Raw genomic sequence first — 14118 nt, forward strand, 5'->3', positions numbered from 1 at the left:
CGGGGTGGGCCATGGGAGGGTCACAAAGGTGTCCGCAAGCGAATCGAGCGGGTCCGTGGTGCGGCGCATCCTGCTGGGGGCACAGCTCCGCAGGCTGCGTGAATCCCGCGGGATCACCCGCGAGGCGGCCGGCTACTCCATCCGTGCGTCCGAGTCGAAGATCAGCCGGATGGAACTGGGCCGGGTCAGCTTCAAGGCACGGGACGTGGAAGACCTGCTCACGCTGTACGGCGTGAACGATCCGCAGGAGCGCGAGGCGCTGCTGGTGCTGGCCCGCGAGGCCAACGTCGCGGGCTGGTGGCACAGTTACGGCGACGTGCTGCCCGGCTGGTTCCAGACATATGTGGGGCTGGAAGGGGCCGCTTCCCTCATCCGCGCCTACGAGGTGCAGTTCGTGCACGGGCTTCTGCAAACGCAGGAGTACGCGCACGCGGTCGTCCGCCGCGGCATGCCGGGAGCAAGCCCGGCGGAGATCGACCGCCGGGTCGCGCTGCGCCTGGAGCGGCAGAAGTTGCTGCTGGCGGAGCGCCCGCCGGAGTTCCACTGCGTGCTCGACGAGGCGGCGCTGCGCCGCCCGTACGGCGACCGGGAGGTGATGCGCGGGCAGCTGCGGCACCTGATCGAACTGTCCGAGCGGCCGAATGTGCGCTTGCAGGTGATGCCGTTCAGCTTCGGCGGGCACGCGGGGAGAGCGGCGCGTTCACCACGCTCGGCTTCCCGGAGCCCGGCCTGCCCGACGTCGTGTACCTGGAACAGCTGACCAGCGCGCTCTATCTCGACAAGGGCGACGAAGTTGCCCAGTACGCGCGGGTGATGGACCGCCTTCAGGAGGACAGCCCTAATCCGGCCGAGACCAGAGACTTGATACGTGGTCTACTCCAACTGACTTAACCCGTAGGTAGCATGAGTTCCCATCAGGAGTCAGCACCCCCTGGCCGGGACGCTGTGACCGGCGCCCTGTCCTCCAGATTGGGATTTCACATGTCCTACTTCGACGAGTTGGCGTACCAGTACATCGGCGGCGAATGGCGGGCCGGAAGCGGCTCGTGGGACATCGTCGATTTCAATCCCTACGACGGGGAGAAGCTGGCGTCCGTCACCGTGGCCACGGTCGACGAGATCGACCAGGCCTACCGGGCCGCCGAACGCGCACAGGGGGAGTGGGGGCCACCAACCCGTACACCCGCCGGCTGGTCTTCGAACGCGCCCTGCGGATCATCGACGACCGGGAACAGGAACTGGGTGCCGCGATCACCGCCGAAGTCGGCGGCACCCACGCCAAGGTGGCTTTCGAACTCCACCTCGTACGGGAATTCCTGCGCGAGGCGATCCAGTTGTCGCTGCGCGCCGAGGGCCGCATATTGCCGTCCCCGGTGGACGGCAAGGAGAACCGGCTCTACCGGCTCCCGGTCGGTGTCGTGGGCGTCATCAGCCCCTTCAACTTCCCCTTCCTGCTGTCGGTCAAATCGGTGGCGCCCGCGCTCGCCCTCGGCAACGCCGTGGTCCTCAAGCCCCACCAGAACACCCCGGTCTGCGGCGGCGGCCTGGTCGCCAAGGTCTTCGAGGAGGCCGGGCTGCCCCCGGGCCTGCTGAACGTCGTGGTCACCGACATCGCGGAGATCGGTGACGCGCTCATCGAACACCCGGTGCCGAAGGTGATCTCCTTCACCGGCTCCGAGAAGGTCGGCCGCCATGTCGCGACCGTCGCCGCCTCCCACTTCAAGCGCACGATCCTGGAACTGGGCGGCAACAGCGCGCTGGTCGTCCTGGACGACGCCGACATCGACTACGCGGTGGACGCCGCCGTCTTCAGCCGCTTCGTGCACCAGGGTCAGGTCTGCATGGCCGCCAACCGGGTGCTGGTCGACCGGGCGGTGGAGCAGGAGTTCACCGAGAAGTTCGTCGCCAAGGTCAAGACCCTGAAGGTCGGCGACCCGAGCGACCCGGCCACCCACATCGGCCCGCTGATCAACGAGGGGCAGGCGGAGGCCGTCGCCGCGGTGGTGGACCGCGCCGTCGCCGAGGGCGGCACCGCGCTCGTGCGCGGCGCCGTGCGCGGCACCCTGGTCGCGCCGACCGTGCTGGCCGGGCTGCCGGAGGGCTCCGTGGCGCTCACCCAGGAGATCTTCGGGCCGGTGGTGGCGCTGGTGCCGTTCGACGGTGACGACGAGGCCGTACGGATCACCAACGCCTCGCCGTACGGGCTCAGCGGCGCGGTGCACACCGCCGACATCGAGCGGGGCGTGCGGTTCGCCAAGCGCGTCGAGACCGGCATGATCCACATCAATGACGGCACGGTGCACGACGAGCCGATCGTGCCCTTCGGCGGCGAGAAGGCGTCCGGGCTGGGGCGGCTGAACGGTGACGCGATGGTGGAGGCCTTCACCACCACCAAGTGGATCTCCATCCAGCACGGCCGGTCGCGATTCCCGTTCTAGTCGTCCGCGGCGGGGTCGCTCCAGCCGTCCGCCGCGGGCTCCGTCCCAGCCGTCCGCTGCCGGCCCCGCCGGGGATTTTTCCGGTCGGCGGCAGGTTGAGGACAGTACCTGTCCTCAACGCTTCATAAGTTCTTCGTGTCGGGCCGCGGCACCAGCGCCGCGGCCCCCACGAAAGGCGGACCCCATGCCCACTCACGTTCCGGCCGAAGCCCACGGTGACGAGCGCGGCGCGCTCCTGGCCTTCCTGGAGGCGCAGCGCGGCGGCCTGCGCCGGTCCGTGCTCGGTCTCACCGACGAACAGGCCGCGCGGAAGCCGTCCGCCAGCGAACTGTCCCTGTCCGGCCTGATCAAGCATGTCGCGGAGGTCGAGCAGGGCTGGGTGGAGACCGCCCAGGAGAAGCCTCACTCCATCGAGCGGGACATGAACACCTGGCACCTGAGCTTCCAGCTGGAGGGCGAGGAGACCGTCGAGTCGACGCTCGCCTTCTGGGACGAGGTGGCCCGTAAGACCGAGGAGTTCGTCCGCGCGCTGCCGGACCTGAACGCCACCTTCCCGCTGCCCGAGGCGCCCTGGTACCCGCCGAACGCGGTGCAGTCGATGCGCTGGCTCCTGCTGCACCTGATCGAGGAGACCGCCCGGCACGCCGGGCACGCGGACGTGATCCGCGAGTCCCTGGACGGCAAGACGGCCTTCACGCTGGTCGACGAGGAGCGGACGGCGCAGGGCTGACCTCAGTCCTCTCCGGCCCGCAGGTCCGCCGCCCGGCGCAGCGCGTCGCGCGCGGACTCCCGGTCGGAGGCGGCGAGTTCGACCGAGTCCGCGCGGTCGAGCCAGGGGCGGCCGCGGGCAAGCCGTCCAACTGGGCAGCCATCTCGGCGCGCAGCAGGAGGAGCCGTACGAGCTGGAGCGGGTCTGGCCCGGCGTCGTCACCCGACCCGTACTCCAGGGCCCGGTCGATGATCCGGGCCGCCGCGGTGTGGTCCCCCTTGGACTCGCCGAGCAGCGTGGCCTGGTGGAGGGCCCGCGCGTAGCGCTCCTTCGGGACGGGCGGGTAGTCGAAGCTGTCCGCGATCGGCTGGCCGATCCGTATGCAGTTGCCGCCGGGGTCGGTCATCAGGAACTGCCGTACGCCGTACGCCATGTCCTTCAGCGCCCCGATCCGCGGCAGGCCGCGCGTCGGCACCTTGCCGAACGCGGCCTTCAGGCCCGTCCGGAAGGACGAGTAGAGCCCGTCCACGTCGTCGGTCAGCACGTAGCAGGTGCTGTACGAGGTGGACGGGTCGTGGGCCTTCATCCCGAAGAACTGCAGCTCGATGCCGCGCAGGCGGACGGCGCAGAACGGGTTCGGGGCGGTCTGGTACGAGGTCACCTCGAACCCGAGGGCCTTGTAGAAGTCGAGGAGTCCGTCGATGGAGGGGCACGGGAGGATCGGAATCACAGTCTCGGCCATGCCGGGAGCGTACGGCGCGCCGCAGCAGTAATCAAAATTGAATAGCTGATCGGCTAGGCTGGTGGCAGCGCGAGAGCGAAGGATGCGAGGAGACGATGTCGGCGATCCGGCTGTTGGTTCTGGGGGCCGTGCGCCAGCACGGGCGGGCGCACGGTTACCAGGTGCGCAACGACCTGGAGTACTGGGGCGCCCACGAGTGGTCCAACGCCAAACCGGGGTCGATCTACCACGCGCTCAAGCAGCTGGCCAAGCAGGGACTGATGCGCGCGCACGACATCGCGCCCAGCCCGGCCGGCGGCCCGCCGCGTACGGAGTACGAGCTGACCGGGGCGGGCACGGAGGAGTACTTCAAGCTGCTGCGCGAGTCCCTGTCGCAGTACGACCGCAAGGTCGACGAGCTGAGCGCGGCGATCGGCTTCATCGTGGACCTGCCGCGCGAGGAGGCCGTGGCCCTGCTGAAGGAGCGGGTGCGGGGCCTGGAGGAGTGGCGGCTCTCGGTCACCGAGTACTACACACCGGCGGACGGCCCGGAGCAGCTGGGCCACATCGGCGAGATCATGAACATGTGGGTGCACGCGGCGGACGGCGGCGCCGAGTGGACGCGGGGGCTGATCGAGCGGATCGAAGGCGGGGCGTACGTGTTCGCGGGGGAAGGCGAGCCGTTCGTGGGGGTGCTGGCGGAGGGGCAGGTGAATCCGTATGCGACGGGGGAGGCGGACCCGGAGTACGGGGAGGACGGCGGGACGGTGCCGCCGCCCTCGGGGTGATCACGTCGTGCGCCTTCTGACGAGGCCTTGCAGGTCGATCTCCACTGGGTACGGAACGCTCGTCACCAACTTGCCGACGTGCGTCGGCCGATCCGGGCTCGGAGCGTAGACACCCGCCTCGTGGTGCAACCAGAACTCGTGCACCACGGGCAGACCGTCATCGCCGCGTTCGATACGCCAATAGGAGCGGATGCCGGCTTCCGCGTACATGGCCGGCTTGCTGAAGCGGTCGGCGAGGCGTGACCCTTCGGACACGACTTCCACAACGAGCGCGACCTTCTCGATGGGGATCTGGGTCACCGTGTCGATGTCGAGCTCCGACTCGTCGAAGACCACCACGTCGGGCTTGGGGGCGTTGCGGTCGTCGATCACGGTGCACTGTTCGACGTTGACGGCGAACGGCTCACGGCAGGCGCTCTCCAGCTGGTAATAGAGCCTGTCCCGCACGCGGTTGTGCCACCAGACGGCCATTTCTCGGACCACGATATTCCCATCCAGCAGTTCCCAGTCGAACGGCAGCTCCGAATCCTTCACCTGGTCATACGTCCAGCCGCCCGGCGGCCGGTACATCCAGTTCTCCGGGGTGGCCCGCTCTCCCCGCTCCTGCTCGGCTTCTGCGGCCATGGCTGCTCCCATGCACCGGATCGTCTACGTGTTCGCGGCTCCGCGTCCCGCGAACGACCGTAGCGCCACCCGCACGAGTGACGCAGGGCGGCGCGCCCTTCAGGGCCCTCAGTGGTGGAACGCGGTGTCCTTACCCGCGCGGCCCGCCAAAGGCCCGTCCTGCTGCCGCAGTTCCGGCAGCAAGCGCTCCAGATCGGCCATGAACAGATCACTCAGATCATGTGAGAAGCCGTTGCGGCAGACGATCCGCAGGACGGAGAGGTCGTCGCGGTCGGGTGGGAAGGTGTACGCGGGCAGGAGCCAGCCGCGCTCGCGCATCCGGCGGGACACGTCGAAGACGTCGAAGTTCCGTACGCCGTCGGCCGTGGTGAAGGCGAAGACGGGCAGTTCGTCGCCGCGGGTCAGGAGGCGGAAGTCGCCCAGCGCGCCGATGCGGTCGGCGAGCGAGCGGGCCACATCGCGGGTGGTCTGCTGTACGGCTCGGTAGCCCTCCCGGCCCAGCCGCAGGAACGTGTAGTACTGGGCGACGACCTGGGCGCCGGGCCGGGAGAAGTTGAGGGCGAAGGTGGGCATGTCGCCGCCCAGGTAGTCGACGTGGAAGACCAACTCCTCCGGAAGGGCCTGCCGGTCGCGCCACAGGGCCCAGCCCACACCGGGGTAGACGAGCCCGTACTTGTGGCCGGAGGTGTTGACGGAGGCCACGCGCGGCAGCCGGAAGTCCCACACCAGCTCAGGGTCCAGGAAGGGCGCGATCATGCCGCCGGAGGCCGCGTCCACGTGGACGGGGACGTCCAGACCGGTACGTTCCTGGAGGCCGTCCAGCGCCGCGCAGATCTCCGCCACCGGCTCGTACGAACCGTCGAACGTCGAGCCGAGGACGGCCACCACGCCGATGGTGTTCTCGTCGCAGAGCGCGGCGGCGGACTCGCCGTCCAGGTGGAAGCGGTCGCCGCGCATGGGCACCTGCCGCGCCTCGACCTCCCAGAACGTGCAGAACTTCTCCCAGCAGACCTGTACGTTCGCGCCCATGACCAGGTTGGGCCGGGCGCTCGCCGGATAGCGGTCGGCGTTCGCGCGCGACCAGCGGCGCTTGAGGGCCATCCCGGCGAGCATGCACGCCTCGCTGGAGCCGGTCGTCGAGCAGCCGACGGCGGCGGTCGGGTCGGGGGCGTGCCACAGGTCGGCGAGCATGGCGACGCACCGTTGCTCCAGGTCGGCGGTGCGGGGGTACTCGTCCTTGTCGATCATGTTCTTGTCGCGGCACTCCGCCATCAGGACGTCGGCGTGCGGCTCCATCCAGGTGGTGACGAAAGTGGCCAGATTCAGCCGGGAATTGCCGTCCAGCATCAGTTCGTCGTGCACGAGCTGGTAGGCCGCGCGCGGGGCGGTGGGGCCGTCCGGCAGGGTGTGCCGGGGCGGGGCCGTGGCCATGCCCGCGACCGGGTCGGCCTCGCCGTAGAAGGGGTTGACCGACAGGTGCTGCCTGCCGTCCTTGGCGTGTGATCCCTCGTGGAGTGGCATGGTGCGCGCGTACCCTCAGCCGTCCGCAGAAAGCCCTGCTTCCAGGGCACGGGTGAACTTCTCGACACGCCGCGCCTGGATGCCGGCGGCGGTCCGGGCCTCGTCGTCGAGGGGCGTCTCGGGGCCGCCGACGTGCGAGGTGCCGTACGGGTTGCCGTCGGTGAACTTGGCGGGGTCGGTGTAACCGGGGGCCACGACGATGCCGCCGAAGTGGTGGATCGTGGTGTAGAGCGCGAGCAGGGGGACTCCTGGCCGCCGTGCTTGGTGGCCGAGGCGGTGAAGCCGCTGTAGACCTTGTCGGCCAGCTTGCCCTCCTGCCACAGTCCGCCGAGCGTGTCGATGAACTGCTTGAGCTGCGAGGCGATGTCGCCGTACCGGGTGGGGGAGCCGAAGATCACGGCGTCCGCCCAGACCATGTCGTCGGGGGTCGCCTCGGCGATGTCGGCGGTCGCGCGGACGTTTTCGGCCCAGGCGGGGTTCGACTCGACGGCGGCAGTGGTGGCGGGCGGTCGTCAGGGCGCTGCACGATTGCCGCGCCGCTGCTTCCGTCGTCTCCCTCGGACACGGACACGAGTCCGGGCCGGGGTGAATCCGTGCCGACGGCCAATTGAGCCATCGGCTCCCGGACATAAAGGCAGCACACGGCGAAGCCGGAGCGGCGGTGAGCCGAGACCGGCTCGAAATCCGCTGTACGGTCAGCCGACGCGGAGTTCGAGGAGGTCGGCCTTTTTGCCTCCCGAGGGAAGGTCGGCGACGCCCACCGTCTTCACCTGGTTCGGACCGTCTTCGGTAACGACGGTCTTCTTCTTGCCGTCGGACGAGAGAGTGGCCTTGACAACCTGGTTCTCGGTCCAGATGCCGCTGACGTCCGGGAGCTCCATGGTGACGTAACCCTTCTTGCCGGTCACCTTGAAGCAGTGGAAGAGGGTGTCGTAGTTCTTGTTCGCCTCGACCTTGATTTTCCAGTCGTTCGCGGAGCACTCGGACAGGAGGATATGGCCGTCACCCTTGACGAGCTTGATGCCCTTTTCCTTCAGGATCTTGTCCGCACCCGGGTACGTGAAGTCCTCGACCGCGATCGGGGGCAGCTCGTCGGTGGCCGCATGCTGAACGGTGCCGTTCGCGGGGTTCGGAGCGGCCTGGGAGTTTTCGCAGAGAGCAGCGGCGAGACTATCACTTGGCGGGTCCGGTCCATTACCAAGGCTCGCCGGATAACAAATCGGGCACGAAAGGGCCTCTTTTGTGCAGCCGCTCGCAACCTGATGGATGGTTGAACGAAGAACTAAAAATCCGCCGGGCTGGCTTTTCGTGCTCCCGGCGGGCCGATGCTGCCCAATGTCGGCAATCTTTCGAAAAAATGCGGTCGTTATGCTGGTCGCGCCGAAGACCGGCAAGGAATGACCAGCGAGAAGGATTTGTACGGTGCGAGAAAGAGGCAAGCGGCGGCGTGGTATACGCGCTGTGTGCGCGGGCGTGCTGCCGCTTACATTCGTCGCGGGGATAGTGGGGACCGCTCCGGCGAATGCGGCGGGAGCGGTCGAGTACTGGGAGGGTGACGAGACCGTCAACCCTCTTCCGGACACCGACCGGGGTCGTGTCGTCAAGATCTGGACGGACGGCAGCGCGGGCGTCAAGGCGGCCGCGGAAGCCGCCCTGGTGGGGACCGATGACGACGTCAAGCGGTTCCTGGACCATGAACGGGCGCTCATCGAGGCCCAGGACGACCGCATCGGGGCGATGCAGATCGTGTCCCTGAGCGGCCCGAACGTGCGTGAGGCGGCCAAGAAGGCGCTGTCCGCGAACTCCCCGGATGCGGTACGGGACTTCCTCAAGAGCGGCTGGGAGAAGCCCCTGGAGGCGGACCAGCGCATCCAGGCTCTCCAGGCCATCAGCAACGGTGGGCAGAACGTCCAGGAAGCCGGCAAGGCCGCCCTGAACGGCTCGCCCGACGACGTACGCGCGTTCCTGAGCAAGACCCAGCTCTCCGCCCGGGCGGCGGACAACCGGATCCGGGTGCTGCAGATCATCAGCACGGCGGGCCCGGCGGTCAAGGAGGCGGCGAAGGTGGCCCTGCAGGGTTCCGCCGCCGACATCCAGGAGTTCCTGGACGTGGGCCTGGAGGTGGCCCGCGCCAGGGACCAGGAGCGAGCCACGGTCGAACAGCTGGCACAGCAGGCTACGGAAGCCGGGGCCCGCGCGAAGCGGGAGACGGACGCGGCCAAGGCGGCGTCGGACCGCGCCGTGGCCGCCTCGGAGCTGGCCAAGGAGGCCGCCCAGGAGGCCAAGCGGGAGACCGAGGCGGCTCGCAAGGACTCCGTGAAGGCGGCCGGCGCGGCCAGTCGGGCCGCTGAAGCGGCCAAGGGCGCGGCTAAGGCCGCGCAACAGGCGATCAGCGCGGCGCAGGCGGCCAACGCCTCGGCACGGGTCGCGGCGAGCGCCGCCTCCCGGGCCGCCGCCGCTGCCGCCGGTGCGGCCAACGCCGCGTCCCGGGCGCAGAACGCCGCCGCAGCAGCGGCTTCGGACGCCGGCCAGGCCAAGGCGGCCCGGGACGCCGCCCAGAAGGCCCGGGACGCCGCGAAGGGTGCCGAGAAGGCGGCCCAGGCGGCCGAGCACGCGGGTGTCGCGGCGCATGAGGCCGGCAACGCGGCGAAGGCCGCGTTGAGCGCGGGTGCCAATGCCGACGCGGCGGCCGCCGCGGCGACCGACGCCAGCAACCTCGCGGGCGCGGCCGGAGCCCACGCGGCCGAGGCGAAGGCCGCGGCTGCCCGGGCCCGCCGCCACGCCGCCGAGGCGACCCGCTCGGCCAACGCCGCCCAGGCGCTGGCGAACCGGGCGGCGACCGAGGCGTTCGCGTCGCGTGACGCGGCGAGGTCGGCCGCCCGGCACGCCAACAGGGCCGCGGACGCGGCCCTGGATGCGGCCGAGCACGCGGGTGAGGCGAACAAGCAGGCCGACAAGGCCGCCGCGCACGCCACGGCCGCCAAGGACGCCGCCACCGTGGCCACCGACGCCGTCACGCAGGCCCAGAAGGTCCACAAGCTGGCCCAGGAGACCGAGGAGGAAGACCTCAAGGCCCGTACGGCCGCCGCGGTCGAGAAGGCCAAGGACCTCAAGGAAGAGGACGACGAGCGCAAGGCCGAGCAGCAGGGCCAGGCGGAGAAGATCAAGAAGCTCGACGAGGAAGCGGAGCGCATCGCCGCCGAAGCGGCGAGGCCCGGCGCCGCCCCGAAGCAGGTCGCCGGGGAGGGCCGTCGGCTCGCGCTGCTCGCGGCGAAGACCCGCGGCCCATGGAGCCAGACCGCTGCCCAGGTGGCCCTGGCCGGCTCGGAAGGCGACGTGCGTGAGTACGTCGAGCACGGTTGGCAGGAGGCCGCTGAGCAGGACGAGCGGGCCCGGGTCGAGCGCCTGGCGGACGAGTCCGAGATGGAGTCGGTCCGCACCGCGGCCGCGAAGGCCCTTGAGGGCGACGCCAAGACGGTCGGTGAGTTCCTGCGCACCGGTCAGCACCAGGCGGCGAACGGTACATACCGGATCAAAGCGCTGCAGATCAACAGCGCGGGCGGGCCGCAGGTCCAAGAGGCGGCCAAGGCCGCGCTGAACGCCGGCTCACCCGAGAAGCTGCGCGATTTCATCACCACCGGGCAGTACACGGCCCGGACGGCCGATGAGCGGGTGCGCGCGCTGCGACTGCTCAGCGTCGACGGCTCGAAGACCACCGAGACGAAGGCCGCGGCAAAGATCGCTCTGGCGGGTCCGCCGCAGCTGCTGCACGCCTTCATCGAGGTCGGCCAGTACAAGGCGGCACGCCAGGACCAGCTCGCCGCCACCCACAACGCCGAGATTCAGCGACTGGTCGCGGAGGCGTCCGCGGTAGCGGCGACCGCCCAGCAGAACGCCTTCAAGGCGGCCGAGTCCGCCCAGCGGGCCAAGAACGCGGCCGCCAAGGCGGACGAGTACAAGCGGCAGGCCCAGGATTCGGCCAAGCAGGCGGACCGGTACGCCGAGAGCGCCCGCAAGTCCGCCGACGCGGCCGCCGCCTCCGCGGCCGAGGCCGCCCGGTCGGCCGAGACCGCTCGTCAGGCCGAGGCCGACGCGCACCGCGCGGCCCGCGAGGCCACCGCGTCCGCCTCCCGCGCCGAATCCTCGGCGCAGTGGGCACGTGCCTCCGCTTCGGATGCCTGGGCCGCCGCCAACTCGGCGCGTGCTTCGGCCGTCCAGGCGGGCAAGGACGCGGCCGAGGCCACGAAGATCGCCAAGGAGGCCTTCGCGGTCGCCGTCGCGAAGAAGCGCAAGGAGGTCGAGGCTCTCAAGCAGGAGAAGGAGGCCGAGAAGGAGCGGGCGCGGATCGACGAGGCCCTGAAGAAGCAGGAGGAGGCGGAGGCGGAGAAGAAGGAGTCCAGCATCTGGGACGTCGTCTCGGAAGCCGGCCACTTCGGGCTCGACATCGTCGGCCTCTTCCCCGGTGCGGGCGGCCTCGCCGACCTGGCCAACTGCGCGTGGTACGGCGCCGAAGGGGACGCGGTCAACGCCACTCTGTCCTGTGCTGCGGCCGTGCCCGGTGCGGGCTACGGCGCCACCGCGGCGAAGTACGGCAAGAAGGCCGAGAAGTTCTTCAAGGCGGCTGCCAAGGGCGGCAAGGAAGTCGCGATCGCCTGCAAGAGGAACAGCTTCACCCCGGAGACACCGGTGATGATGGCCGGTGGCGGCACCCGACCGATCAAGGATGTCAGAATCGGCGACAAGGTTCTGGCAACCGACCCGGAGACGGGGCGGAACGCGGCCCGGACGGTCGACGACGTCATCGTCGGCAGCGGCGTGAAGAACCTGGTGCGGCTCACCGTCGACACCGACGGCGACCAGGGCACCGCCACCGGCGAGGTCACCGCCACCGACGGCCACCCGTTCTGGCTCGTGGACCGGCAGGAGTGGGTCAAGGCCGGCGACATCACGCCGGGCGCGCTGCTCCGTACTCCGGACGGAGCGACGAACAAGGTCGAGGCGGTCCGCACCTGGACGGCCGAGCAGCAGGTCTTCAACCTCACCGTCGCGGACCTCCACACGTACTACGTACGGGTCGGTGCGGCCGCGGTCCTGGTGCACAACTCGAACCCGTGCAAGGAGATCGTGCTCGGCCAGTTCGACCACTTCGAGCAGGCCCGCAACGAGGCGCTGAAGCTGCTCGGCCCGATCGACGAGACCACGCGCAAGACGCTCATCGGACGCCTGGAATCGGCGAAGTCCACGTACGGCAAGCCCGTCGGATTCACCACCAAGGTGAACGGCGTCTTCAAGGAGTTCCGGCTGGACATCGACGAGCCGAAGGGGTTGCACATCAACATCATGGTCGGCAAGGGTGCCTCGGCCCGGAAGTGGGCAGTACCGTGGAAGAGCAAGGCGACGGACTTCAAGGACATGGAGAAGGAACTGGAGCAGTTCCTGAAGAACAACACATGACGCAACGAAACTCTTACGGCAGCCGTCGGGATTTCCTCCCCGCTTTCATGAAGAGCGGGGCCGGTGCGGCGGACGGCCATACAGAAATGCAGGAGCTGAGCCTGGACGAGAGCCGCGCGCTCGAGGCCGTCAGCTTGAACCGCTTTCCGCAGCTGCCGGGTGGTGAGATCGGCTGGGCGGACGGCTCCTACTCCGAGCGCCTCTGGTACGAGGACGACGCGGATGGGATGCGTCAGATCGCGGAACTGCTGGCCAGGAACATCCGCCAAGGTGCGCAGGTGGTCATCTTCTGGGGGACCTTGGTGATGCCTTCCGTGCGTCTCGCGTCGTATGACGTCGTGCGCCATGTGGAGGAGATTCTGGATGAATTCCCGCACTTCTGGGTCTACTCGGCCGAGGACCGGAAGCTCATCGAGTTCCTCCCGGACGGTCAAGTGACCGCGGCGGTCATTCCGGGCGAGCCCTCGGCGTAGCCGTGGTGTGCCGTGCCGTGGTGGCGCAGCGCAAGTGACGGGCCCCGTCCGGCGGATTGCCGGGCGGGGCCCCGCGCTTACCGCGGGAGCCGGGGCGCCCGTGCCCGGCCCGTCCGCCGCCGGCCCGTCGAGGGCGACGTACGTCCAGTACGTGAACCGTCAACAACCGCGGCCCACAGGTGTGTTGTCCGCGTATTGCGCCGACCCGTGCGGGAACTTAGCCTTGCTAACTTATTGTGCGGGAACGGGGGAACGGATCCGCCGGGCCCGTCATGCTGTCTTCCGGCCGCCGCCGCGGCGCGGGGGCGGCGTCCCAGGCGACCCGAAGGAGCCGACGTGGAAGCGAACGAGGATCAGGCCACGCCGGCCCGCGAGGCCCGCGCCACCGTCTCCCGGCTGTTGTTCGGACAGTTGGCCACGTACGCCGTGGGCGCGGGCGTCCGGCTGGGTGTACTGGACCGTATCGGCGACGGCACCCGTACGGCGGCCGACGTGGCGGCTTCGTGCGGCACCGACCCGCAGGCCACCCTGCGCCTGCTGCGCGCCCTGGCCGCCCTGGACCTGCTCACCGAGCACGAAGCGGGCGTCTTCGGGGCCACCGCCGCCGGGGCGCTGCTGCGCCGCGACACCCCCGACTCCATGGCCACCCTGGCCGGCGTCTTCTGCGAGCCGTTCATGACCCGCGCCCGGGAGCGGGTGGCGGACAGCGTGCGCAGCGGCGCGCCCGCCTTCGACGCGATCTTCGGTACGGACTTCTTCAGCCACCTCAAGGACGAACCGGAACTGTCGCGCGCGTTCAACGCCGCGATGGGCCAGCGCACCCACACCGCCGCGCAGCACGTGCCGCCGCACTACGACTTCGGCCGCTTCACCACCGTCGTCGACGTGGGAGGCGGCGACGGCACCCTCCTCGCCGCGATCCTGCGGGCCCACCCCGCCCCGCGCGGCATGATCTACGACAGCCCCGAGGGCCTCGCCCAGGCCCCCGCGAAACTGGCCGCCGCGGGGGTCGCCGACCGCGTCACCCTGGAGCCCGGCGACTTCTTCGCGGCCGCCCCGCCCGGCGGCGACCTGTACCTGCTCAAGAGCGTCCTCCACGACTGGAACGACGAGCAGTGCGCCGGCATCCTGGGTCACATCCGCCAGGTGCTGCCTCCGGACGGCCGACTGGTGATCATCGAACCGGTCCTCGGCGACACGGTACGGCCCGGCGCGACCGCCCTGCCCTACATGAGCGACCTCAACATGCTCGTCACTGTCGGCGGCCGGGAACGCACCCGCGCCGACTTCGAGGACCTGTGCGCCACGGCCGGCTTCAAAATCACGGGCCTCACTCCGGTGCCGACGGCGGACGCGTTGTTCGTGATCGAGGCTGCGGCTGTCTGAGCGC

At 69.9% G+C, this 14118-nt stretch carries 9 protein-coding genes and 3 pseudogenes; 7 read left to right on the forward strand and 5 right to left on the reverse strand.

Annotation, left to right across the window (positions count from 1 at the left end; translation table 11 throughout):
- Nucleotides 1-28 precede the first annotated feature (28 nt).
- The 3 genes and pseudogenes from ACEXOX_RS26840 to ACEXOX_RS26850 all read left to right on the forward strand — a co-directional run bounded on the left by ACEXOX_RS26840 (nucleotide 29) and on the right by ACEXOX_RS26850 (nucleotide 3168).
- Nucleotides 29-891, forward strand: a pseudogene (locus ACEXOX_RS26840) (helix-turn-helix domain-containing protein).
- Between the two features lie 90 nt (nucleotides 892-981).
- Nucleotides 982-2438: pseudogene (locus ACEXOX_RS26845) on the forward strand (aldehyde dehydrogenase family protein).
- Between the two features lie 184 nt (nucleotides 2439-2622).
- Nucleotides 2623-3168 (forward strand): DinB family protein, encoded by a 546-nt coding sequence (locus ACEXOX_RS26850; protein ID WP_406523769.1) that lies wholly within the window; start codon nucleotides 2623-2625, stop codon nucleotides 3166-3168.
- Here ACEXOX_RS26850 and ACEXOX_RS26855 read toward each other — a convergent pair.
- Nucleotides 3131-3889, reverse strand: a complete 759-nt coding sequence (locus ACEXOX_RS26855; protein WP_406523770.1) for a bleomycin resistance protein — start codon at nucleotides 3887-3889, stop codon at nucleotides 3131-3133. The genes ACEXOX_RS26850 and ACEXOX_RS26855 overlap by 38 nt on opposite strands.
- Nucleotides 3890-3984: 95 nt before the next feature.
- Between ACEXOX_RS26855 and ACEXOX_RS26860 the strand changes: the two genes are divergently transcribed.
- Nucleotides 3985-4656: a PadR family transcriptional regulator gene (locus ACEXOX_RS26860; RefSeq protein WP_406523771.1), complete on the forward strand. Its 672-nt coding sequence runs from the start codon at nucleotides 3985-3987 to the stop codon at nucleotides 4654-4656.
- Here ACEXOX_RS26860 and ACEXOX_RS26865 read toward each other — a convergent pair whose 3' ends face one another.
- The 4 genes and pseudogenes from ACEXOX_RS26865 to ACEXOX_RS26880 all read right to left on the reverse strand — a co-directional run bounded on the left by ACEXOX_RS26865 (nucleotide 4657) and on the right by ACEXOX_RS26880 (nucleotide 8195).
- Complete coding sequence (locus tag ACEXOX_RS26865) at nucleotides 4657-5280, reverse strand: Uma2 family endonuclease (protein WP_406523772.1); 624 nt, start codon at nucleotides 5278-5280, stop codon at nucleotides 4657-4659.
- 108 nt (nucleotides 5281-5388) lie between these two features.
- Complete coding sequence (locus ACEXOX_RS26870; RefSeq protein ID WP_406523773.1) at nucleotides 5389-6801, reverse strand: glutamate decarboxylase; 1413 nt, start codon at nucleotides 6799-6801, stop codon at nucleotides 5389-5391.
- Between the two features lie 15 nt (nucleotides 6802-6816).
- Nucleotides 6817-7304, reverse strand: a pseudogene (locus ACEXOX_RS26875) (flavodoxin family protein); the annotation flags it as partial.
- A 192-nt stretch (nucleotides 7305-7496) separates the two neighbouring features.
- Nucleotides 7497-8195 (reverse strand): hypothetical protein, encoded by a 699-nt coding sequence (locus ACEXOX_RS26880; protein ID WP_406523774.1) that lies wholly within the window; start codon nucleotides 8193-8195, stop codon nucleotides 7497-7499.
- Between the two features lie 79 nt (nucleotides 8196-8274).
- Between ACEXOX_RS26880 and ACEXOX_RS26885 the strand changes: the two genes are divergently transcribed.
- The 3 genes from ACEXOX_RS26885 (at nucleotide 8275) to ACEXOX_RS26895 (ending at nucleotide 14114) form a co-directional block, all read left to right on the forward strand.
- On the forward strand, nucleotides 8275-12255 hold the full coding sequence (locus tag ACEXOX_RS26885) for a polymorphic toxin-type HINT domain-containing protein (RefSeq protein WP_406523775.1): 3981 nt from the start codon (nucleotides 8275-8277) through the stop codon (nucleotides 12253-12255).
- Nucleotides 12252-12728: a hypothetical protein gene (locus ACEXOX_RS26890; protein ID WP_406523776.1), complete on the forward strand. Its 477-nt coding sequence runs from the start codon at nucleotides 12252-12254 to the stop codon at nucleotides 12726-12728. Before ACEXOX_RS26885 ends, ACEXOX_RS26890 begins: the two co-directional genes overlap by 4 nt.
- Nucleotides 12729-13064: 336 nt before the next feature.
- Nucleotides 13065-14114, forward strand: coding sequence for a methyltransferase (locus ACEXOX_RS26895; RefSeq protein WP_406523777.1), 1050 nt, complete (start codon nucleotides 13065-13067; stop codon nucleotides 14112-14114).
- Nucleotides 14115-14118: the final 4 nt, after the last annotated feature.

Origin of the sequence: Streptomyces sp. Ac-502 (assembly GCF_045222935.1) — a bacterium.
GTDB lineage: Bacteria > Actinomycetota > Actinomycetes > Streptomycetales > Streptomycetaceae > Streptomyces > Streptomyces monomycini.

Coding starts and splice junctions, on each gene's coding strand:
- ACEXOX_RS26865 (WP_406523772.1), bottom strand. CDS start 5,280: ATGGCCGCAGAAGCCGAGCAGGAGCGGGGAGAGCGGGCCACCCCGGAG.
- ACEXOX_RS26890 (WP_406523776.1), top strand. CDS start 12,252: ATGACGCAACGAAACTCTTACGGCAGCCGTCGGGATTTCCTCCCCGCT.
- ACEXOX_RS26850 (WP_406523769.1), top strand. CDS start 2,623: ATGCCCACTCACGTTCCGGCCGAAGCCCACGGTGACGAGCGCGGCGCG.
- ACEXOX_RS26855 (WP_406523770.1), bottom strand. CDS start 3,889: ATGGCCGAGACTGTGATTCCGATCCTCCCGTGCCCCTCCATCGACGGA.
- ACEXOX_RS26870 (WP_406523773.1), bottom strand. CDS start 6,801: ATGCCACTCCACGAGGGATCACACGCCAAGGACGGCAGGCAGCACCTG.
- ACEXOX_RS26860 (WP_406523771.1), top strand. CDS start 3,985: ATGTCGGCGATCCGGCTGTTGGTTCTGGGGGCCGTGCGCCAGCACGGG.